Origin of the sequence: Larkinella terrae (genome assembly GCF_009668025.1) — a bacterium.
Taxonomy (GTDB): Bacteria; Bacteroidota; Bacteroidia; order Cytophagales; family Spirosomataceae; genus Larkinella; species Larkinella terrae.
This window is the reverse complement of the sequence record NZ_WJXZ01000002.1, coordinates 440955-462960: the sequence shown is the minus strand read 5'-3', so window position 1 is coordinate 462960 and position 22006 is coordinate 440955. Positions and strand designations below refer to the sequence as shown.

The window sequence follows — 22006 nt, the reverse complement described above, 5'->3', positions numbered from 1 at the left end:
CCGTTACTGCTTCCCTTGGTCCCGAAGCAAAAACCGGTTTACTGCGGCAGGTACACGAAAAAAGTCGCTCCCTGCCCCGGCTCGCTGGTGGCAGTGATGGCCCCGCCGTGGTTGCCGACCACCCGCTGGCAGATGGCCAGCCCCACGCCCGTTCCGGGGTAATCGCCTTTGCCGTGCAGCCGTTGAAATACCTGAAAAATCCGGTCCAGATACTTGATATTAAAACCGATTCCCTGATCGCTCACGCTGATCTCAAAAAACCGCGTTGCGCTGCTGGTCGGGCGAATTCCCGGTGGCAGATCGGTCGCGTCACGCTCGGCGCACTGGATGGAAATCCGGGGCGTCTGGTTTACCGGCGTAAACTTCAGGGCGTTGGAAAGCAGGTTCTGGAACAATTGTCCCAACTGCGTTTCATCGCCTTTCACAACGGGCAGATGACCCACTTCGATCTGGGCATTTCGTTGGCTGATGATCCAATCCAGCGTGCTGAGCACTTTGCTGACGATACCTCCCAGCGAAACCGGCCCGAATGCCTGCTGGCGGGTCGATATGCGGGAATAGGTAAGCAGGTCCCGAATGAGCGTCGACATCCGCTCACCGGCCGAAGCCATCCGAAGCAGCATATCCTGACCCGTTTCGCCCAGTTCGGGACCAAACTGTTGCTGGAGAATACCGCTGAACGACTGAATTTTCCGAAGCGGTTCCTGCAAATCGTGGGAAGCAATGTAGGCGAACTGCTGGAGGTTGTCGTTGGAACGTTGCAGATCCATGACCAGTGCCTGTAACTCGGCGGTTCGCTGCTGAACCTGTTCATCGAGGTCCTTCGACAACTGGCGGTAGCGCGCTTCACTATCGGCCAGCGCCTGGGTTGCCTGACGACGGGAGCCTTCCAGACTGATTTGCGTCCGCACTTTGGTCAGCAGTTCCAGCGCCGAAAAAGGTTTCACCAGGTAATCATCCGCGCCCGCTTCCAGCCCATCGATCCGGGCTTCCTGTCCGGCGCGGGCCGACAAAAAAATCAGGGGAATCGAAGCCGTAGTGGGGTTTTGCCGGAGCTGCCGCAGCAATTGTTTTCCGTCCATGACGGGCATCATGACATCACTCAGAATCAGCTGGGGCTTCAGCCCAGCCAGTTGATCGAGCGCATCCGCTCCGTGCATCGCCGTCTGCACTTCAAAATACGGGGATAACAGACGGGTCAGGTAGGCCCGCATGTCGGCGTTATCATCAACCACCAGAATCGACCCTTCGGATTCGGAAATGGCTTGTTTCTCAGGTTGTGCCAGAAGCGGTTTTGTTTCGACCAGCAGGCTGTTGGCTTCCTCGATAAAGGAATCGGCCAGGTGGCTTCGCTGATTCGTCCCTTCCTCCTCGCTCACCTGCAAAGCCGGTAAATGTTTTTTCCCCAACGGAACGGTTACGGTAAACACGCTGCCTTTCCCTTCTTCACTGCTGACGGCGATGGTCCCACTGTGCAAATGCACCAGCTCCTGCACCAGCGAAAGGCCGATCCCGCTGCCTTCGAACGTCCGCCCGCCCGCATTTTCGACGCGGTGAAACCGCTCGAACATCCGGGGAAGTTCGCGGGCCGGAATCCCCACGCCCGTATCCGAAACCCGCAGGACAACAGCCTCTTCTTCCTCCTTCAGGCCGATGCAAATACGGCCCTGCAAGGTAAATTTAAAGGCGTTGGACAACAGGTTGAGGACGATTTTTTCCCATTTATCCGCGTCGACGTACACGGCGGTTTGCACGCTGTCGCAATCAACTTCCAGTTCCAGACCGGCTCGTTCGACGAGGGACCGAAAGCTGCTGGCCAGATCGGTCGTTAGCGCTCCCAAATCAACGGGACGGTAATGGGCGTTGATCCGCCCGGCTTCGATCCTGCTGAAATCCAGGAGATTATTAACCAGCTTGAGCAGCCGCTGCGCATTCCGGTAAGCCGCTCCCACCGATGACTGATACGGTGAGGTCTGAAATTGGGCTGATTGGAGTAGTTCCTCCAGCGGACCTAACATCAGGGTCAGGGGTGTCCGGAATTCGTGGCTGACATTGCTAAAAAAAGCGGTTTTGGTCCGGTCGATGGTCGCCAGCGCTTCGGCCCGCTGCTGCTCCTGCTGATACGCGTACACGTTTGAAAAGGCCGTGCTGATGGTGTTCGCCATCAGGTCGTAAAAGGTCCGATATTCGGCATCCAGCGCCCGCCGGGAACTGACGCCCGCCAGCAGAAAACCCGCGGGCTGCGACTGAGCCGGTATGATAATCGGCAACAGCAACGCGGTATGGGGAATCTCGGGATACGGCCCGCTCGGCAGCGGACCGATCTGCGCGGCCAGGTTTTCAACAACGCGGGGCTGGGTGATATCCGATAGCCAATCGGTCGAATCGATCCGAAGCTCCAGAAGGTCGGCCGGCAGCGTCTCGTCGGGCCATAAACCGCTGCTGCTCACTAATCTGGCCAGTTGCCCATCCGGCGAAAGTTCGTAAAAGAGCAAAAACGGCAAATCGAGGGCAATTTCCGGCTGGGCCGCCTGTAACCGATCGTAAATTTCCTGATTGGTTTTTGCCTGAGCGGTTTGGGCGGCCACATCCCGCAGCACCTGGGTCCGCCGGGCGCTGAGCATTTTATCGGTCGTTTCGGTAATGGGGTGGAAAATACCGCCTACTTCGCCGGTTTCATCGCGAATCGGCGCGAATGAAAACGTCATAAATGCTTCTTCCAGATATCCGTACCGATCCAGAAACATCCGCTGATCGTGGATGTAGGTGCCTTCGCCCTGCTGCCCCCGGGTGAACGCGTCGCCAACCACCGGCAGGGCGGTTTCCCAGCAAATCCGAAAATTTTGCCCCATCGATTCGGGGTGTTTGGCCCCGCAGATGGGTCGGTAACTGTCGTTGTAAATCTGAATGGTTTCCGGCCCCCAGGCAATCAGAATGGGAAAGGTCGAAGAAAGGCACAAACTCACCGACGTTCGAAGACTCTGGGGCCAGGTATGAACGGGTCCCAACGGGGTTTTAGACCAGTCCATTGTGCGGATCAGCTGCCCCATTTCGCCCCCCCCGGCCAAAAATAATTCTGTTGATTCAGCAAGATTCATTCGTGGTTGCCTTTTAACCCTGACAATAATGTCCTTTCTACCCATCAGTCCTAAGCCAATGCTAAAATAGCTATTTAGTTCGAAGGCATACAAGAAACTACCCAGTTCGGCTGGCAGGTTGTTCGGCTGGCGATGCTTTGGAGCACCCGGACCGGCACCTGGACGGGAGGTGCAGTTCAGGGAAAAACCGCCTTTATTTCGGACATGGAGGTGTTTTTAAACCGCCAACAACAGCGAGGCTGGCCCAAAACCGTTCGTTTCAAGCCAGCCCCGCTGTTGTCGAAAATAACTAGTCTACAACGCTTTATTTCAGTATGAATACCGCAACGTTATACCGTAAGTCCGCTGGTCGCCCACAATACCGGCGTATTGGCCGTAACTGCCGGGAGCCGCCAGTAATTGCTCGTAATAGTTTTTATTGAAGAGATTCCGGGTCCACAGGAAAACGGTCAAACCGTTCGAAGCTCTGAAACCCAGCCGGGCATTGGTCAATCCGTAGCCATCGATGTTCAGGTACTTTGACGGCGAGGGGCTTGAGGAGAATTCCGACCGGAGAAATTCGTCAATGCCCAGAAAGTAATTCCCTTTCAGGCCAATCAATGATCCCTTGGCGGTTACTTCACCACCTACCGAGCCCGACCATTTGGAGATACCCGGCAGTACTCCTCCCGAAATATCCTTGAAAGCCTGTGCGCCACCGACTTCCTCCAGCGGCACCGGAGCATTCTTGAAGCTCACATATTTGCCGTCCGTATAAGCCACGGCGGCATTCAGCACCAGGTTAGTGAACCGGATATTCCCGTCCAGTTCGACACCCTGCACCCGTACTTTTTCGGCGTTGGCCAGATACCCCCGGTTTACGCCCGGTTCCGGCGTTTGGACCTGCGTCTGGTAATCCTTAATATCGGAGCGATAGAACGTCAGGTTCAACACCGAATTGCCCGAGGGTTTGGTTTTGATACCAAATTCCTTGTGATCTACGTATTCCGGTTTTACGTTCGCCAGATCAATCAAAACCTGACCATTGGCTGTTGGCAAACCGCCTACGTTTACACCAATGGGCTTATAACCAACGGAATACGTCGCGTAGGCATTGAAATTGGTATTGACTTTGTATTGCAGCGACAACTGTCCGGAGAAGTTCCCTTTCGCATAATTCGTGTTGAAAGCCTGGTTGGTATACACGCCGTTTTTCAGGGCGATCAGGGCGGCATCCGTGGTTTGCAACCCGCCGTAGGTCACCCGGCTGTAATCAACCACTTTTTTGTCGTAATTGTAGCGCACACCGGGTAAGACGTGCAGTTTGTCGGTGATGGCCCAGTCAGCCTGTGCGAAGATGGCCAAACTGGTGCTTTTGATTTCGTTCGTAGTCCGGATACCAAAGTTGTCAAACAAACCGGGCGTTTTCCAGAGGGCGCTGGTTGAGCTCTGGGCAAACCGCCATTGGGCCGACCCGGCTTCTTCCGTCTGCACCGGATCGGATTTCAGGTCCTGCCAGAGGCCGAACAAACCAACCACCCCGCTCAGCTTCGAAGAAACTTTACCGGAATACCGGATTTCCTGCGAATACTGATCGTGTTTGGAATTACCGGAAGAGATCGTAAAGACCGGCAAACCGATGTAATCGCGGTCATTCAATGGCGTCCATATCCAGTAACGCCAGGCCGACGTACTGGTCAGCGTTCCGTTCCCAATTTTAATATCGGCGTTGACCGAAACTCCACCCAACTGGTTATCCGCTTTTGAAGGCGTGTCCAGATCCACGATGCGGTCGAACGCGCTGGTGTACGGAAGTTTATAATTCAAATCGGCAATAATGGCATTGAACTGACGATAAGCGGCCCGCTGGGTAGTTACTACGCCCGCAACCGGCCAGCCGTAGCCCGTCGGTTTTTGGTTTGAAACGTCACCGATCACCGTAATCTGTACATTCTCGGTCGGAGTGTATAAAAACTGACCTCTGACCCCAATGTTGTTAATGTCGTTGATGGGAAGTTGGGTATGCGTGTTGAAAAATAAACCGTTCCGCTGCGTACCTGTGAAGGAAACGCGGGCGGCCAGTTTTTTGCTCAACGGCCCCGTGATGGATCCTTTCGCCTGAATGAATCCGAAGTTACCGTAGCTTAATTCAAAGTTACCGCTGTTCGTGAAGCTGGCCGTTCGCGTCGTAATGTTGAACGCACCCGCCGTGGTATTTTTGCCGAAAAGCGTTCCCTGTGGCCCCCGCAAAACTTCGACGCGTTCGATGTCGATAAAGTCGAGGGCCGTAGCCGCCGGACGGGCGTAGTAAACCCCGTCAACGTAGAAACCAACGCCCGGGTCAACGCCGTCGTTGGTCAGCCCGAAGGTCGATCCCAGACCGCGAATGTTCAGCGTCGTATTCCGGGCATTCGAAGCATATAACTGTACCGAAGGAACGAGTTCTTTAAGCCGGTTTACGGTAAAAGCACCGGCGTCTTCGGCCCGCTGCCCTCCGATCACCGAAATGGGAATGGGCACTTCCTGAGCGGATTCCTGACGGCGACGCGAGGAAATGACGACATCTTCCAGTTGCGTCGTGTTCACATCCAGTTTGATTTCAACCTTACTTTCGTTGATCACAACTTCCTTTTTGACGTAGCCGACAAAGGATACAACCAGTGTAAAAGGTAATTTTTGGCCGGTAACCAGGTTAAAATCCCCGTTGGCGTCCGTTGCAGCGCCGTTGGTGGTTCCTTTGATCGAAACCGTTGCGCCGATCAGGGGTTCATTGTTGCGTGCATCAAGCACTTTCCCGGAAATCGTTGCATTGACAATGGGGGCATTTTGGGCGGATAGAAGTAAAGGTGTCAGAAGGACTCCAAGTAACAAAGTGAGCTTTAAAAATCGTTGCATTGTGGCTTACCAATTGTTTAATTCATTATTCCTATAGAATTTATAGGAATTTTCTTGATTTTTTGGCTTCAATCACGAATAGAATGAAGAGGTAAAGACTGATTCAGAAGCTTAAGCAAGCTGCATCAGCAACATCGCAGCTATCGAGGAGAATTGTACACTGATTTTTTCATGAGTCTGATGGATTGACAGATAGCAACTACTTTTTTAGATAGACTAGTAGGAGTAAAATCACTCCTAATCTATTGACTTAGTAGTTTTTTGTGCAAAAAAAGAGTGCCACGTTGCGATTTGCAACTAATGGCACTGAAAGTTTTGGCAAAAACCGTATATTCTTTAAATAATTATATTACTGCCGGATTACAGCCAAAATCAGGCAACTTTTTTCACCTGTGTCCGGCGCGTCGAACGGAGGGCATCATTTTTCGCTCCTTCCAGCACGGTGTCAGAAATAATTTCCAATTGATGCGCCCGTTTCAGAACGTATTCGAATGGCAGGTTGAAATAGTTGGACACATCCATACGGAAACTGTCCGGGAAACGGGAAAGCCGCACACCGAAGAAGCTCCGGATTTCGGTTTCGGGCAACAGAGCCGCCAGCGCCACGCGTTCGGCTTCGACCAGCAGTTCGTTGCGGTTGGTGTATAAATGATCCAGACCGACCGCAGCCGTCAGGATATGCAAATACAGTTGTTTATAAGCACCCGTTAGCTCGTTGGGAAGAATGACCCAGCCCTGCTCGCGGAATTTGGCGGCAAAACCGGTCAAACCCGGAACACCGCGCAGATCACCCGCAATGAGTTCTTCGGGAAACTGCAGCCGATCGTCGGACTTCGACAACCGGTATACGACGGCTTCTACCGGACTTTTCTGAAACAGCAGGTCGGCCGGGAGCTGGCGGTTATTTTCCCACTGGTCACTCAGCTTGACAAAAATCGTCTCATTGACGGGCGAGTTCTGTGAATCCCCCAGGCTAACGAGCATACGCCGAAACGCAGCCAGAAAGTCGATCTGAAATTGATTCGGATTAAATTTTGTGCGTCTCATCGTGTTTTATCGTCTGGCGAACCGTGCGCCGGGATTCATGAATGTCAGGAGGTTACTTCCCGAAAAGGGCTATAAAGATACGAAATACATGAACATTTCGCAATAAAACTCTTTATCGGACCAAGGGTTTTTCCGTCCTCAAATTTTGGAATTCCAGCGCAGCGTTTTCAGCAAATGCAGAACGTCTTTCCGCAGGTAATCGATCACCGGGGCCAGCGAGTCGTTGCGGGTCGCGACGTTGAAATAAACCGCTCCCCGCAGGAAATGCGTGGTGGTGTCGGTCGTAAAAAACTGCAACTGACTCGGAACTTCGCCCGTAATGGAAAGCAAATCGGCTTTCAAACCGCTCGGGAGTTGAATCACTTCTTCCTTGAATGCGTAGGCTTTTTCATTGTGCATGGCCGCCAGTTTGTACGAATCGGCAATCATGCCTGCCAGCCGTTTTTCGTTGTGCTGCACCGGATGATACGTCAACTGCACGCTGGCGCTGAAGGCGGGGTAATTGATAAAAATCCAGTGCGGCTGCGCACCCCGGAACGTGTCGGGCAGAATACGGGCTTGTCTGGAATATTCAAACGTGTAGGGATGGGCTTCTTTCAACGCCTGATACCGGTGCGCTGGCAGGTCGATGCGGTTATAGCCTTTGGGTTTGGGAACGTAATTGTCGGCATCGCGACTGCCACAGGCAGCCAGCAAAACTGCACAGATAACAAAAAGAGATTTGATCACAGGAGTTAACAGTTACACCAGAACGTAAACGAAAAAGCCCGGCGGTTTCGTGCCGGGCGGTTCAATTCCGGCCGGTTTTTGTAACCAGCCAGATGCATAAGTCATTAGGAGTTGATCATCTCCAGTTCTTCCTGCCGAACGGGCAGCCCCAGCAAGGTCCGAAACCGATTGATGTTGAAGGTTGGTTCAAACCAGACCTCGCCTAAAACCGGGTGACGCACCGGAACGTCCGGATTCTGAATTTCACTCAGCAATACCCCAGTTTCGCCGTTGGTATGCCGCTTCACCATCCGAACCGTGTACATCTGATCCGCTTTCGGTATCTGGACGCCAAATTCGGCATAAAACGCCAAAACCGGCGCCGGAAAGTTGTCGTTTACGCAAATGATTTCCATAACATTATTATCTGACTATGATTACGGTGATTGAAATGATGAGATTGATTTAGACAAGAAAATCACGTTCATCATTTCAATCACCGTAATCATAGTCAACCGATTAATCCTCAAATAAATTCCCTAAACCGCCGAGCACGGAGCCACCCTCTTTGCGGGCCTGTCCTCCGCCTGGCGACAGCCGATCGACCAGTTTCGAGATTGGCATCGACTGAATCCATACTTTTCCGGTGCCACGCAATGTGGCCAGAAAAAGGCCTTCTCCGCCAAAAATCATGGATTTCAACCCGCCGGAACGCTGAATGTCGAAGCTGATCGAAGGCTCGAACCCAACGACGCAGCCCGTATCGACCCGCAGCGTTTCGTTGTTCAATTGGCGTTCCATCACCACGCCACCGGCGTGAATAAACGCCATACCGTCGCCCTGAAGCCGCTGTAGAATAAAGCCTTCACCGCCAAAAAAACCGCTGCCGATCCGTTGGTTGAAGTGAATGTTAATCTGGGTTCCCAGAGCCGCGCACAGGAAGGCATCCTTCTGCACAATCAGCTGATTTCCATAGATTTTGGCCAGGTCGATCGGCATGACAGTCCCCGGGTACGGAGCTGCAAACGCCACTTTCCGCTTGCCATAACCGCGGTTGGTAAAGTGCGTCATAAAAAGCGACTCGCCCGTCAGCAGACGAGATCCGGCCTGAAACAGCTTGCCCATAATGCTTTGGGTAGCCTGCGAGCCATCGCCCATTTTGGTTTCAAACTGAATACCGTCTTCCATGAATAACATGGCTCCGGCTTCGGCAATGACGGTTTCGTTCGGGTCCAGTTCGATTTCAACGACCTGAATGTCTTCGCCGATGATCTTGTAATCAATCTCGTGAGAACGCATGAAAAGTATGAATTACAGATTAATAGTACGGATTAACTCTGGGGAAACTGAACTACTCCTCTTCGCCATCTTCGTATTCCTCCTCCTCACCTTTTTCGCCGTCTTTCAGATCCTTGCGGTTCCGGAGTTTTTTATCGTCAACGGTTTTGTTCAGAAACGCATTGATTTTATCAATGTCGTAGCTGTTCGTAATCTCGCCGAACGTGTTGATTTTGATGTCGAAACCTTCCAGTTCTTTATGAACCCGCGGTTTTTCGTTCGGCTGGTCTTCGGGTTTAGTGACTTTCTTTGCCATGTTCTTTTTAGTAAATGATGACGGGGCCGCCCGCGCGGTTATGGATTATGAATGATGAATTAACGACGCTCAATTAACTCATCGTTCATCATCCATAATCCATCATTCATAATTCTTTAAGCGCTTTCTGCAAGCGGTCGACGGTTTCCTGCCGGCCGATGATTTCCAGGGTGATCATCAGGTCCGGCCCGGCACCGACGCCGGTGATGGCCAGCCGCAGCGCCTGCATGATTTTGCCCTGTTTAATCCCAATAGCGGTCATCGTTTCGGCCAGCGTGGTTTTCGCCAGTTCGGCCGTCAGCGGTTCGGCTACCGAAGTTAATGCATCTTTAAATGCGGTCAAAGCACGAACGGCTTCCTCGTTCCATTTGCCCGACACAATCGCCGGATCGTAGCTCTGCGGTGCCCGGAAAAAAACCGCCGACTCCGCGTAAATCTCACTGGCAAAGTTGACCCGCTCTTTCAGCAAACCGGCAATTTTGGCCGCTTTTTCCAGCGAACAATCCATTCCGTCGGCTGCCGCCTGTTGCACAATTGCTTCGGCCAGTTGCTCGTTCGGCTGCTGCCGCAAATATTCGTGGTTGAACCACTTTGCTTTCTGAATATCGAACCGCGCCCCGGCTTTATTGATTTGCTCCAGACTAAAGGCCTGAATCAGTTCATCCATCGTAAACATTTCCTGCTCCGTGCCGGGATTCCAGCCCAGAAAAGCCAGAAAGTTAACCAGCGCATCGGGCAGGTAACCGTCTTCGCGAAAACCGCGCGCCACCGTGTCGGAGAACGGATCTTTCCACTGAAGCGGGAAAACCGGAAAACCGCCCAGATCAGCATCGCGTTTACTGAGCTTTCCGTTGCCATCCGGTTTCAGCAAAAGCGGCAAATGCGCAAACTGCGGCATGGTTTTTTCCCAACCCAAAAACCGGTACAGCAACACGTGCAGCGGAGCCGACGGCAACCATTCTTCCCCGCGAATGACGTGCGTAATGCCCATCAGGTGATCATCGACGATGTTGGCCAAGTGATACGTCGGCATCCCGTCCGATTTCAGCAGCACCTTATCGTCGATCTGCGACGAATGCACCACTACCCAGCCGCGAATCAGGTCGTTCAGCCGGACGTCTTCCTTCTTGGGTACTTTCAGCCGAATCACGTACGGGCTCCCCGATTCGATCAGTGCTTTCACTTCCTCCGGTTTCAGCGTCAGCGAGTTTTTCATCTGAAGCCGCGTGATGGAATTGTACTGAGCCGCCGGAGCGTTGGCTTCTTCCATGCGTTTCCGCATGGCTTCCAGTTCTTCCGCCGTATCGAACGCGTAATAAGCTTTGCCTTCCGAAACCAGTTGTTCGGCGTATTCGCGGTAAATCGCTTTGCGCTCCGACTGCCGGTAGGGTGCGTTTGGGCCGCCCACGGTCAATCCTTCGTCAATCTCGATTCCGACCCATTTCAGGGCTTCGACAATGTAATCTTCGGCCCCGGGCACGAAGCGGTTTTGGTCCGTATCCTCGATCCGGAGCAGCATTTTCCCGCCGTGTTTCCGGGCAAACAGGTAATTATATAAAGCCGTTCGCACCCCGCCAATATGAAGCGGCCCGGTGGGGCTGGGAGCAAAACGAACGCGTATTTCAGCTTGTTGAGACATTTTTGATCGATTATTTCATCAGGTTATCTGCGGAAGGCAGAAGTTAAACTCTGCTTACCTCTCGATCCTCCGCTCGACTCCGCGAAACAGTTACATTATTTATTGAACCGCAATAACGGAGATTTCCACATTGACATCTTTCGGCAGACGCGCCACTTCCACCGTTTCGCGGGCGGGCGGATCGGCCGTAAAAAAGCTGCCGTAGACCTCGTTGATCGCTCCGAAGTTAGTCAGATCTTTCACAAAAATGGAAGCCTTTACGACATGCTCGAAACCGAGTTCAGCCACTTTCAAAATGGCGCCGATGTTCTCCATGACTTTGCGGGTTTCGGCCTGAATATCGCCGGACGACGCCACATCGAGTGCAATCTGTCCGGACACATACAACGTCCCGTTCACCATAACGGCCTGGTTGTAAGGGCCGATGGGCGCCGGAGCGTCGGGGGAAAATATGATTTTTCTGGTTGACATACGTAAGAAATGATTGGAAGCAAATCGGGCTGCAAGTTAACAATCAAAACCATCGTTTGGTAAAAAAAAGCGACCTGTAGGGTTTTAAAAACCCTACAGGTCGCTGCGCTCAAAACCGTATTTCGCTATTCCACCGTTACCGACTTGGCCAGATTGCGCGGCTGATCGACATTGCGGCCCCGCATCACGGCAATGTAATACGACAGCAATTGCAGCGGAATGACCGAAATCAGCGGCATCAGCATATCGTGAATCGGCGGAATTTCGATCACAAAATCGACCATTTCCCGAATCTGGGTATCGCCTTCGGTGACGACCGCAATCACCCGGCCTTTGCGGGCTTTCACTTCCTGAATGTTTGAAACCACTTTTTCGTACGAACTGTCTTTCGTGGCAATCACCACCACCGGCATGTCTTCGTCGATAAGCGCAATCGGGCCGTGTTTCATCTCAGCCGCCGGATAGCCTTCGGCGTGGATGTACGAGATCTCTTTCAGTTTCAACGCGCCTTCCAGGGCCACCGGGAAATTAAGCCCCCGGCCCAGGTAGATAAAATTCCGGGCGTAGGTAAAAATGTACGCGATTTCCTTCACCTTTTCGGCGTTTTGCAGCACCTTGTCGACCAGCAGCGGAATCTGCTCCATTTCCGCGAGCAGCTGGCGAAAAACCGCATCGGAAATCGTGCCTTTTTTGTGGGCAGCTTCCAGCGCAATCAGCGTCAAAACCGTCACCTGCGCCGTAAAGGCTTTCGTACTGGCCACCCCGATTTCGGGTCCGGCGTGGGTGTACGCCCCGGCGTGCGTGGCCCGCGCGATGGACGAGCCCACCACGTTACAAACCCCGAAAATCGTGGCTCCTTTCGATTTTGCCAGTTCGATGGCTGCCAGCGTGTCCGCCGTTTCCCCCGACTGCGAAATGGCAATCACGATGTCGCGTTCGGCGATGATCGGATTGCGGTACCGGAATTCCGACGCGTATTCTACTTCGACCGGAATGCGGGCCAGTTCTTCAAAAATATATTCGGCCACCAAACCGGCGTGCCAGGAGGTTCCGCAACCGACAATGATAATCCGTTTTGAAGCCGCGAGTTGATCGAGGTAATCGCGCAAACCGCCAAGTTGCAGATGCCCCTCGTCGGCCCGAACGCGGCCCCGCATGCTGTCGGCAATGGAACGCGGCTGCTCGAAAATTTCCTTCAGCATGAAATGCTCAAAACCGCCTTTTTCGATGGCTTCCAGCTCCAGTTCCACTTTCTGAATGTAGGGCGTGGTCTGCGTATTGTCGAGGGTGATCACCTTCAGTTCCCCGGCGCGCACCACGGCAATTTCGAGGTCATTCAGGTAAACCACATCCTTGGTGTACTCGATGATTGGCGTAGCATCCGACGCGAAAAAATATTCGTTCTCCCCTACCCCAATCACCAGCGGACTTCCTTTGCGGGCCGCAATCAGTTGCGTTGGATCATCTTCCGAAATGACCACAATGGCGTAGGCGCCGACCACTTCCTGCAAAGCCTGACGCACGGCTTCCTCCAGCGAAGAACCGGTTTCCTTGCGAATGTCTTCAATAAACTGAATTAGTACTTCAGAATCGGTTTCGGAGCGAAAAACGTGGCCTTTTCGGAGCAGGTTCTGTTTGATCGCAGCGTAGTTTTCGATAATACCGTTGTGAATGATCGCCAGTTTCCGGTCGTGCGACTCGTGCGGGTGGGCGTTCACATCGTTCGGTGCGCCGTGGGTGGCCCAGCGGGTATGGCCAATACCGATGTTGGCGTTCAACTCCTTCCCTGCCAGTTCATTTTCGAGATCAGCAACCTTGCCTTTTTTCTTGTATACCCGTAAACCGGTCTGGCCTGCGTTTTCGGCATCGAGCAGGGCAACCCCCGCGCTGTCGTACCCCCGGTATTCCAGTCGTTTCAGTCCTTTCAGAATCAGCGGAGCGGCCTCGCGGTATCCAACATAAGCGACAATTCCACACATAGGCTTTTGAAATTAAATGGTGTTGTGCAAATCATTTTTTAAAATTCTTAAGAAAGCGATCTTCGATTACTAAATTATTAATAAAAACCGCTTTCCGTCTGGGAAAGATACAAACAAAACCGCTCATTTAAACGGTTTTTAACCGAAAAGTACAGAAACAAAAAAGCCAGCCTTACAGGGGCTGGCTCTTGATTCTGGTCGAAAACCTTAGGGGGTATACGTGTAGAACACCACCAGTTTAGCGTTCATCGGTCCATTCAGAATGGCACCATTTAGCTGGTTGTTGATGTACGGCTGCGCCAGAAAAGTTGTCGCACCCGTCGTTTGATTCGTTGAAATCAGCGAGGTATTGGTCGTTGGCAACAGCACCAGACTATTGTTCGCCTGAACACCGATCAGAACCGACTGCAAATAGGTTGTTACGTCGAATGTATACGTTTTAGGGCGGCTGTTGTAAGCCACCACCTGCGGGTAATACCATTTATTGGTGCTCTGGAACGTTCCCGCCTGGACCTGAAGCAGATGCAGCAGCCGGGTGGCGGTTCCGGTTTCCGGCGAATACAAAATCCGGTTGTTGTCGTCGGTTTGGGCCAGAGTCATCAGGGGCGGAATGGGTCCGCCGGGGCTGCTTCCCTTCACAAAAAGATTCAGTTCGGCGCGGTTAATGGCAATCCGGCCGCTTTCCTTTTTCAGATTCAGAATCGTCGGGAAACTCAGTTTCGTCGTTACGCCCGTCGCACTCTGAACGAACACTTCTCCGCCGGTTGCCGAACTCGGCAAGGAATTCGTCAGGCCCAGAGCCGCCAGTTTCGTAGCCGAACGATCAACCTTGATCTGACTGAATGACGGTTTTCCGGCAGTTGTAAAGAAATCGATTCCCAGGGCCGTCGAGTCCGTCGCCTTGTGGTAATACAATTCCACAAACATGTTGTTGGAGAAACCAAAAACCGTCGTATTGGCCGGATCCGGCACCACGGCAATGCCCTTGAACACCTTGATAAAATCAGCCTGCACAATGCCGGAGCCTTTGGACAGTTCCAGCAACTCACGGCCCAGCGCATCCGGCAAACGGCCGTAGCCAGCGCCACCGGCCGCCGTGGGCGTGAGCTTGATTTTGGTCAGCGGAGTTGCTGCATAGGCCACCGACGACGTGTTCGTGTACCGCTTGGTCGAGTCCATGTCTTCGGTCAGGCGATGCACGTAAATATCCTGCGTTTTTGACGTATCGCCGTAAACGTAGGAATAACCCACCAGCACACGAACGGAATCGTATACGATTTCGCCCTCGGTTTTGAAGCTACCGCCGGAAATGTACAATTGTCCGAACGTTTTGGCCGTTACCTTTCCGAAAATTGGATCGTTATACTGCCCCACCATCAAGCGGCTGTTGCGATCGGTTACCACCGAATCGAGCAAAACCGTGGACGTTTTGACGGATAGCGTATCGGTATACAGCACGCCGATGGCCGTTGTGGGCGGCAAACCGATGTCTTTCGGTTCTTCGCAGGCCACCAGCACCGAAACCAGCGCGATCATCCCGGCCAGCAGACTGAGCCGAACCGTGTTCACGGACCGATTAGCCCGCCAGTTCCGTATAGAGATTGTAGTATTGATCAGCAACTTCCTGGCCTTCTTCGGTAAGTTCAACTTTCTTGTCGGACAAATCATTCAAAATGCTATTTAAACTCTCGCTATAGTCTTCGTCGGCTTTTACGACTACGTCGGCATACGTACAGCCCATCCGGATAAATCCGTCGAAATCCGCCGATTTCAGGTATTTCAACATGTCTTCATCCACGTCCATAGCCTTGGCTTTTTCCACCAGGCCGTCGTCGAAACGGTATGAAAATGAGTTGTTGTAAACCGAGAATACCGATTTGGTATCCTTGAACATGGGGTCGTTTTTGTACGTGGTTTTCAGATACAGCGGAATCAGGGCCGTCATCCAGTCGTTGCAATGGACGATATCGGGCGACCAGCCTAATTTTTTCACGGTTTCCAGCACGCCTTTGCAAAAGAAAATGGTCCGCTCGTCGTTGTCTTCGTAAAACCGGTCGTCCTTGTCAAGGAAAACGTGTTTACGCTGGAAATAGTCTTCATTGTCAATAAAATACACCTGAAGTTTGGCATTCGGAATGGAAGCCACCTTGATGATCAGCGGTTTTTCTTCGTCGCCCACCGTAATATTGATACCCGATAAACGGACCACCTCGTGCAGCCGGTTCTTCCGTTCGTTAATCAGCCCGAAACGTGGTACCAGAATGCGAATTTCCATCCCGCGTTCCTGCATCGCCTGTGGCAGTTTCCGAACAAAATCGGCAACAGCTGAAGTCTGGAGAAATGGGTTGATTTCACTGGCAACGTAGAGAATCCGAAGTTTGCTCATAACACGATTGGGGGGCTTTAGTGAAATACACCGCCGTAGCGGACTAAATTAAAAATCTGCAAAATTATACAATTTTTTCTGGTATTTCAATAGAATTTCGGCAGAAAAACTCCTGTTTTGTCAATACAAACCGCTGAACCCCAAATCCAGACCCGGGGCCAAACCTGCGGGCCAGCGGCTTCAATCCTTAAAAAATCTGTATGCAACTCTACGAATCCATAGCCACTATACGGCAAGCTCTTGATAGTCAACGCCGGACCGGAAAGTCGATTGGACTCGTTCCGACGATGGGCGCGCTGCACGCGGGCCACCTGGTGTTGGTCGACGCCTGTAAAACCGCCAACGACCTGACGGTTTGCAGCATCTTCGTCAATCCGACCCAATTCAATAACCCCGACGACCTCGCCCGGTATCCGAAAACGCTCGAAGCCGATTGCCGCATGCTCGAAGAAGCCGGTTGCGATCTGGTTTTTGCGCCTTCCGTCGACGAAATGTACCCGACCCAGCCGGTTCTGAAATTAAATTTCGGCGAACTGGAAACCGTACTGGAAGGCGCTTTCCGACCGGGGCATTTCAATGGCGTCGGCATCGTGGTTTCCAAATTGTTCAACATCATCCAGCCCGACCGCGCGTATTTCGGCCAGAAAGACCTGCAACAGGTGGCCGTGGTGAAACGGCTCATTCGCGATCTGGGCTTTCAGCTGGAACTGGTTCGCCAGCCCATCGTCCGGGAAGACGACGGTCTGGCGATGTCATCGCGCAACCGCAACCTGTCGGCCGACGAACGGCAGGAAGCGCCCGCGCTGTACCGGGCGCTGGTCAAAGCGCAGGAAATCTTGCAGAACGAAGGCACAATTAATGAGGCTAAAACCGCGGTGATCAGCTATTTAGAAAATCATCCGGCGTTCCGGCTTGAATACATGGAGGTTGCCAACGCCGATACGCTTCAGCCTGTTGAGCAGCTTCAGGCTCCGGGCGCAACAGCCTTGTGCATTGCCGCTCATCTGGGCAAAACCCGGCTGATCGACAACCTGATCGTTTGATAAAAAAACGACTGAACTAACTCGTTTCGCAGGCTGTTTTTGCGGTGATTGCCACGGATGGGCGGTTTTTCACTATTTTTGATCGTCCGTTTGAACCGGGCTGTCCCTACAACTATGTTTATTACCGTAATGAAGTCCAAAATCCACCGGGTCCGGGTGACGCAGGCCGAGCTGAATTATGTCGGCAGCATCACCATCGACGAAGACCTGATGGATGCCGCCGGATTGCTTGAAAATGAGCAGGTTCATATTGTCAACAATAACAATGGCGAACGCCTGATCACCTACGTGATTAAGGGTGAACGGGGTTCCGGGATCATCTGCCTCAACGGAGCAGCCGCCCGCCGTGCGCAGGTCGGCGACATCATCATCATCATTTCCTACGGCATGATGACCACCGATGAAGCCAAAACCTACAAACCGCTGGTCGTTTTTCCCGATACCAATAATCATTTGGTTTAAATCAGTTGAATGGTTTTGAATGGTTGGGAAATGGCTGGATGATTAAAAATGGTTGGATGGTTAAAAGGCAACTGACAAATTTAACCATCCTTCAACCATCCAGCGATTTTAACCATTAAACCATTTTTAAGCATTAAACCATTTTTAAGCATCCAGCCATTTCCCAAACATTCAAATTAGCCATCCAACCATCTAAATTGTCTTGAAAAATATTCTGAAATACGGTATTTCGCTCAGCATCGCTGCGGGCTTGCTCTGGTACGTTTTCAAGGACATTGACCGGGCGGCCATGTTCGACGCGTTCAGTAAAGCGAATTACAGCTGGATTGCCGTTTCGGGTTTGCTGACCGTTGTCGCGCACTGGAGCCGCGCGTATCGCTGGAGTTTGCTGCTGGAACCGGTGGTGGGTTACCGACCGGCGCAGGTCAACACGACGCTATCGGTTTTGACCGGTTATTTTGCCAATCTGGTGGTGCCGCGCATGGGCGAAGTCACCCGTTGCGGAACCCTGAACCGGCTGGAAGGCGTGCCCGTCAACGTCAGTTTCGGGACAGTGGTTGCCGAGCGGATTTTCGACGTTGTGATGTTGTTTCTGCTCATCGGCGCAACATTTCTGATCGAATTCAACCGGCTGAGTACCTTCCTGATGGATTTCTTTGCCTCGAAATTCAACGTAAGCGGTTTACAGAACAACACCTGGCTGTTCGTCATTGCGGGCGGCTGTCTGCTCGGATTCGCGGTTATGGTCTGGTTTTTCTACAACCGGTATAAGGAAATTCTCCGCCAGAAACCGTTCTACCAGCGCGTTGAAAAGTTCGTCGCCGGACTTTTCGAAGGACTGGTAAGTGTTCGCAAATTGAAAAATCCCGGCGCGTTTGTGCTGCATACGGTTTTGATCTGGACGATGTACTATTTCATGTCGTTCGTCCTGTTTTTCGCCATGCCCCAAACCGCTGATCTGGGCTGGCGCGCCGGTCTGACCATTCTGATCATGGGCGCGCTGGGTATGGCGGCTCCCGTTCAGGGCGGGGCCGGAACCTTCAACATTCTGGTGGGAGCGGCTTTGGCACTTTACGGAATCAGTAATCAGGACGGAGCTACGATGGCCACGCTGATGCTGTTTACCCAATGGTTCTACGTCGTCGTCCTCGGTGCCCTGAGCTTCCTGATCGTTATGCTCAAAGGCCGAACCTCCCAGGCCGACACCAAACCAGACGCTCGGATGGTTTAATTTGAATGGCTGGATGGCTTGAATGGTTGAAAATGGTTGAATGGCTCACTTTAAATTTAACCATCTAATCATTTTTCAACCATCTAACCATTTTTAACCATTCAAGCCATCTAACCATTTTTAACCATCCAGCCATTTAACATATGATGACCGAATCCAAAATTCTGACACGTAAGCAGGCGGTTTTGCGGGCCGAACAATGGCATTCGGAAGACAAGCAGATTGTCTTTACCAACGGCTGTTTCGATATTCTGCACTTGGGGCACATCGACTATCTTGAAAAAGCCCGCCGGTTTGGAGATAAGTTAATCCTGGGCCTGAACACCGATGCTTCCGTTAGCTGCATCAAAGGTCCGCTCCGGCCCGTTGTCAACGAATACGCCCGCGCCCGGCTGATGGCGGCTCTGGCCTTCGTCGATGCCGTCACCCTTTTCGACGAAGAAACGCCCCTCGAACTGATTCAGGCGCTGAAACCGGATATTCTGGTGAAAGGCGACGACTACGCGGTTGCGGATATTGTCGGGGCCGACTTTGTGATTCAAAACGGCGGCCGCGTCCAAACCATTCCACTCGTGGCGGGTTATTCCACCACGGCGCTCATCAAAAAAATTCAGGAAGCATACCGTTGATTGGATGCGTTTCGCTAAAACCGTGATCAGCGGTTGGTGGCATGGATGAACATTGAACTGTTTTTTTCGCAATTTTTGTTTAACTAGTACGGTGATCCACACTACCGTTTAACCATATAACCTTAATCGTACCGGCGACCCCGGTTTCATTGAACTATGCCTGGAATCTGGATTATTTTCATCATTTTCGCTCTGCTCAGTGCCGGTATCAGCTGGCGACTGCGGAGTAAGTTTAACGAGTATTCGCAAATCGGGCTGAGTAATGGCCTGAGCGGCCAGGAGATTGCCGAGCTAATGCTCCGTGAAAACAACATCTACGACGTACGCGTCCTGTCGGTAGAAGGAATGCTGACAGACCACTATAACCCGCAGGATAAAACCGTTAACCTGAGTGCCGATGTCTTTTACGGACGAAGCGTGGCTTCGGCGGCCGTGGCGGCTCACGAATGTGGTCACGCCGTGCAGCACGCAACGGCTTACGGACCGCTCAAATTCCGTTCGGCGATGGTGCCGTTTTTAACGGTTTCGTCGAGTTACCTGCAATGGATCATTCTGATTGGTATTCTGCTGATCAATACCACCATTATTCCGCTGGCGGTTGGAGTGGCGCTGTTTGCCGTTACGACCCTGTTTAGTTTTGTCACGCTGCCCGTCGAGTTCGACGCCAGCCGCCGGGCTTTGGCCTGGGTGCAAAACCGAAACATTGTTAACCAGCGGGAATACGGTTATGCCAAGGATGCCCTGTGGTGGGCTGCCATGACCTACGTGGTTGCGGCACTGGGTTCGCTGGCCACGCTGCTCTACTACGCCAGCCTGCTCATGGGCGGTCGTAGAAGCGACTAATTTTTTGTTCTGACGTATTTTTGAAGCAGTGCTACATCGTGGCACTGCTTTTTTATGCATAAAAAAAGCCCAAAGGGAATCCCTGTAGGCTTTCCGGATTATTGCGAGATGTAAAGATTAATTCCTGATTCGAAAAGGTAAAACCGTTAAATCACGACCTGCAACCTCGCTATTTCTATTCATCAGCCTCCAACAATTTTTACCAATTCGGGCTCCAATATAACAGAAGTATTTTTGAATGTACAATCAATTTAAAAATTATTGAATTATTTTCTCTTTTTATGCCATGAATGCAGCTTTTCTATGGCGAAACCGGCACCATTGCCGTGCTTATTGAACTACTTCCGCTGCCAGTTTACTTTTCCGGTAGCCATATGAAAAGTAGATCACCAGACCAATCACCAGCCAGACGACGAAAATCGCCCAGTTGCTGACTCCCAATTCGGTCATCAGGTAGAGATTGGTAAGAATGCCTAAAACCGGCAGAAGTGAGAAATTATATTGGAAGGACAATACCGCAAACATGGCCCAGCTCAGCCAGAAAACCGCCAGCAATGGCTTTTCTTCAATGCCACTTACAAAACCGCCCGAACGAACGACCAGAAAAACCGCTACAATCAACGCCAGGCCAATAATGTATTTTCCATTCACGAACGGCACTTTGAACTTGGAATGTTTGGAAAGACCTTTGGCGTCCAGAAACAGAATACCGCCACAAACCAGAATGAACGCGAAGAACGTGCCGACGCTGGTAAGGTCGATGAAAAACTGCATATCCAGAAAAAGCGACGGAATGGCGACCAGAAAACCGGTCACGATGGTGGCAAAAGAGGGCGTCCGGTATTTCGGGTGAATTTTCGAGAACTTCGGCCACAGCAAGCCGTCGCGGCTCATCGTCATCCAGATGCGCGGCTGACCCAGTTGATACACCAGCAAGGCGCTCGTAATGGCGACGACTGCACTGACCGAAATAATTCCGGCGATAAAATTCAGGTCGACTTTCTGGAACACGTACGCCAGCGGATCATCGACGCCCAGTTCCTTGTAATTCACCATGCCGGTCAGCACCAGGGTAATCAGGACGTACAAAACCGTGCAGATGATCAGGCAATAAATCATCGCCCGGGGCAAATCGCGCTGCGGATTCCGGCATTCCTCCGCCGTGGTCGAAATGGAATCGAAACCGATGAAGGCAAAGAAAACCGAGGCCACCCCGCTCAATACACCACCGACGCCGTTGGGTGCAAACGGCGACCAGTTTTCCGGTTTTACGTAAAAAGCACCGGCCACAATAACCAGCCCAATCACCGCCAGTTTCAACACCACCAGCAGGTTGCTGGCCGTGCGGGATTCTTTGATGCCGACGTAAACCAGTGCCGTAATCAAAACCGTAATCAATCCGGCAGGGATGTCGGCGATCAGCTTGAGACTGCCGAGAGCCGGGGCATCCTGAAAAGCCTGCGCGAGTTCGCGCGTGTGGGCGGATAAACCGGCCGGCGACGCACTGGCCTGCACCTCCGCATACGCCCGGGCGGCCGATCCGTAGTCGGTGGCCCAATACGCTGGAAAATGAAGGCCGAACCCTTCCAGCATGGAGGTAAAGTATTCGGACCACGAAATGGCTACCACCATGTTGCTGACGGCGTATTCCAGAATGAGTGCCCAGCCGATAATCCAGGCGAAAATCTCCCCGAACGACACATAAGCGTAGGTATAAGCGCTACCACTCACCGGCACCGTGGAGGCAAACTGGGCGTAGCTGAGGGCCGTAAACACGCAGGCAATGGCCGTAAAAACAAACAGCAGCGACACCGCCGGGCCACCGTTGACGCTGGCACGCCCAATCGTACTGAAAATTCCGGCTCCGATGATGGCCGCTATTCCGAACGAAGTCAGGTCGCGAACGCCCAGAATCTTGTTCATGTGTGACGAAGCTCCCTCGTCGACGTCGGCTACGGCTTTTACAACAGATTTTTTCCGGAATACAGAGTCACTCATACGT

General features: G+C 52.2%; 18 protein-coding genes. 5 read left to right on the top strand and 13 right to left on the bottom strand.

The window, feature by feature from the left end:
- Positions 1-38: 38 nt before the first annotated feature.
- From GJJ30_RS05925 to GJJ30_RS05870, 12 genes are all read right to left on the bottom strand, one after another.
- A complete protein-coding gene (locus GJJ30_RS05925; RefSeq protein WP_154174167.1) occupies positions 39-3098 on the bottom strand; it encodes an ATP-binding response regulator in 3060 nt (1019 codons plus the stop codon).
- 309 nt (positions 3099-3407) lie between these two features.
- On the bottom strand, positions 3408-5972 hold the full coding sequence (locus GJJ30_RS05920; RefSeq protein ID WP_154174165.1) for a TonB-dependent receptor: 2565 nt from the start codon (positions 5970-5972) through the stop codon (positions 3408-3410).
- Positions 5973-6344: 372 nt separating this feature from the next.
- The gene (locus GJJ30_RS05915; protein ID WP_154174163.1) at positions 6345-7019 is read right to left on the bottom strand and encodes a hypothetical protein; all 675 of its coding nucleotides are present in this window, start codon (positions 7017-7019) and stop codon (positions 6345-6347) included.
- Between the two features lie 138 nt (positions 7020-7157).
- Complete coding sequence (gldD, locus tag GJJ30_RS05910; RefSeq protein WP_310588195.1) at positions 7158-7748, bottom strand: gliding motility lipoprotein GldD; 591 nt, start codon at positions 7746-7748, stop codon at positions 7158-7160.
- 104 nt (positions 7749-7852) lie between these two features.
- Complete coding sequence (locus GJJ30_RS05905) at positions 7853-8143, bottom strand: hypothetical protein (RefSeq protein ID WP_154174159.1); 291 nt, start codon at positions 8141-8143, stop codon at positions 7853-7855.
- A gap of 103 nt (positions 8144-8246) precedes the next feature.
- Entirely contained in the window at positions 8247-9026 is a 780-nt protein-coding gene (locus GJJ30_RS05900; RefSeq protein ID WP_154174157.1) for a TIGR00266 family protein, read from the bottom strand.
- A 52-nt stretch (positions 9027-9078) separates the two neighbouring features.
- Positions 9079-9321, bottom strand: a complete 243-nt coding sequence (locus tag GJJ30_RS05895; protein WP_154174155.1) for a hypothetical protein — start codon at positions 9319-9321, stop codon at positions 9079-9081.
- A 106-nt stretch (positions 9322-9427) separates the two neighbouring features.
- Positions 9428-10960 (bottom strand): glutamate--tRNA ligase, encoded by a 1533-nt coding sequence (gltX, locus tag GJJ30_RS05890; RefSeq protein WP_154174153.1) that lies wholly within the window; start codon positions 10958-10960, stop codon positions 9428-9430.
- Between the two features lie 99 nt (positions 10961-11059).
- Positions 11060-11431, bottom strand: coding sequence for a Rid family detoxifying hydrolase (locus tag GJJ30_RS05885; protein WP_154174151.1), 372 nt, complete (start codon positions 11429-11431; stop codon positions 11060-11062).
- A 125-nt stretch (positions 11432-11556) separates the two neighbouring features.
- Positions 11557-13410, bottom strand: a complete 1854-nt coding sequence (gene glmS / locus GJJ30_RS05880) for a glutamine--fructose-6-phosphate transaminase (isomerizing) (protein WP_154174149.1) — start codon at positions 13408-13410, stop codon at positions 11557-11559.
- Between the two features lie 207 nt (positions 13411-13617).
- Positions 13618-14979, bottom strand: coding sequence for a DUF4270 family protein (locus GJJ30_RS05875; protein ID WP_170299136.1), 1362 nt, complete (start codon positions 14977-14979; stop codon positions 13618-13620).
- Between the two features lie 7 nt (positions 14980-14986).
- A complete protein-coding gene (locus GJJ30_RS05870) occupies positions 14987-15796 on the bottom strand; it encodes a glycogen/starch synthase (protein ID WP_154174145.1) in 810 nt (269 codons plus the stop codon).
- A gap of 200 nt (positions 15797-15996) precedes the next feature.
- On the opposite strand from GJJ30_RS05870, the gene panC reads away from it, so the two are divergent.
- The 5 genes from panC to GJJ30_RS05845 all read left to right on the top strand — a co-directional run bounded on the left by panC (position 15997) and on the right by GJJ30_RS05845 (position 20004).
- The gene (gene panC / locus GJJ30_RS05865) at positions 15997-16839 is read left to right on the top strand and encodes a pantoate--beta-alanine ligase (RefSeq protein WP_154174143.1); all 843 of its coding nucleotides are present in this window, start codon (positions 15997-15999) and stop codon (positions 16837-16839) included.
- 114 nt (positions 16840-16953) lie between these two features.
- A complete protein-coding gene (gene panD, locus GJJ30_RS05860) occupies positions 16954-17301 on the top strand; it encodes an aspartate 1-decarboxylase (RefSeq protein WP_154174140.1) in 348 nt (115 codons plus the stop codon).
- A 202-nt stretch (positions 17302-17503) separates the two neighbouring features.
- Entirely contained in the window at positions 17504-18532 is a 1029-nt protein-coding gene (locus GJJ30_RS05855; RefSeq protein ID WP_154174138.1) for a lysylphosphatidylglycerol synthase transmembrane domain-containing protein, read from the top strand.
- A 146-nt stretch (positions 18533-18678) separates the two neighbouring features.
- On the top strand, positions 18679-19161 hold the full coding sequence (gene rfaE2 / locus GJJ30_RS05850) for a D-glycero-beta-D-manno-heptose 1-phosphate adenylyltransferase (protein ID WP_154174445.1): 483 nt from the start codon (positions 18679-18681) through the stop codon (positions 19159-19161).
- A 156-nt stretch (positions 19162-19317) separates the two neighbouring features.
- Positions 19318-20004 carry a zinc metallopeptidase gene (locus tag GJJ30_RS05845; RefSeq protein WP_154174136.1) on the top strand — a complete coding sequence of 229 codons (687 nt, stop codon included), beginning with the start codon at positions 19318-19320 and terminating at the stop codon, positions 20002-20004.
- 330 nt (positions 20005-20334) lie between these two features.
- Here the strand turns inward: GJJ30_RS05845 and GJJ30_RS05840 are convergent, their stop codons facing one another.
- Positions 20335-22002, bottom strand: a complete 1668-nt coding sequence (locus GJJ30_RS05840; RefSeq protein WP_154174134.1) for an amino acid permease — start codon at positions 22000-22002, stop codon at positions 20335-20337.
- Positions 22003-22006: the final 4 nt, after the last annotated feature.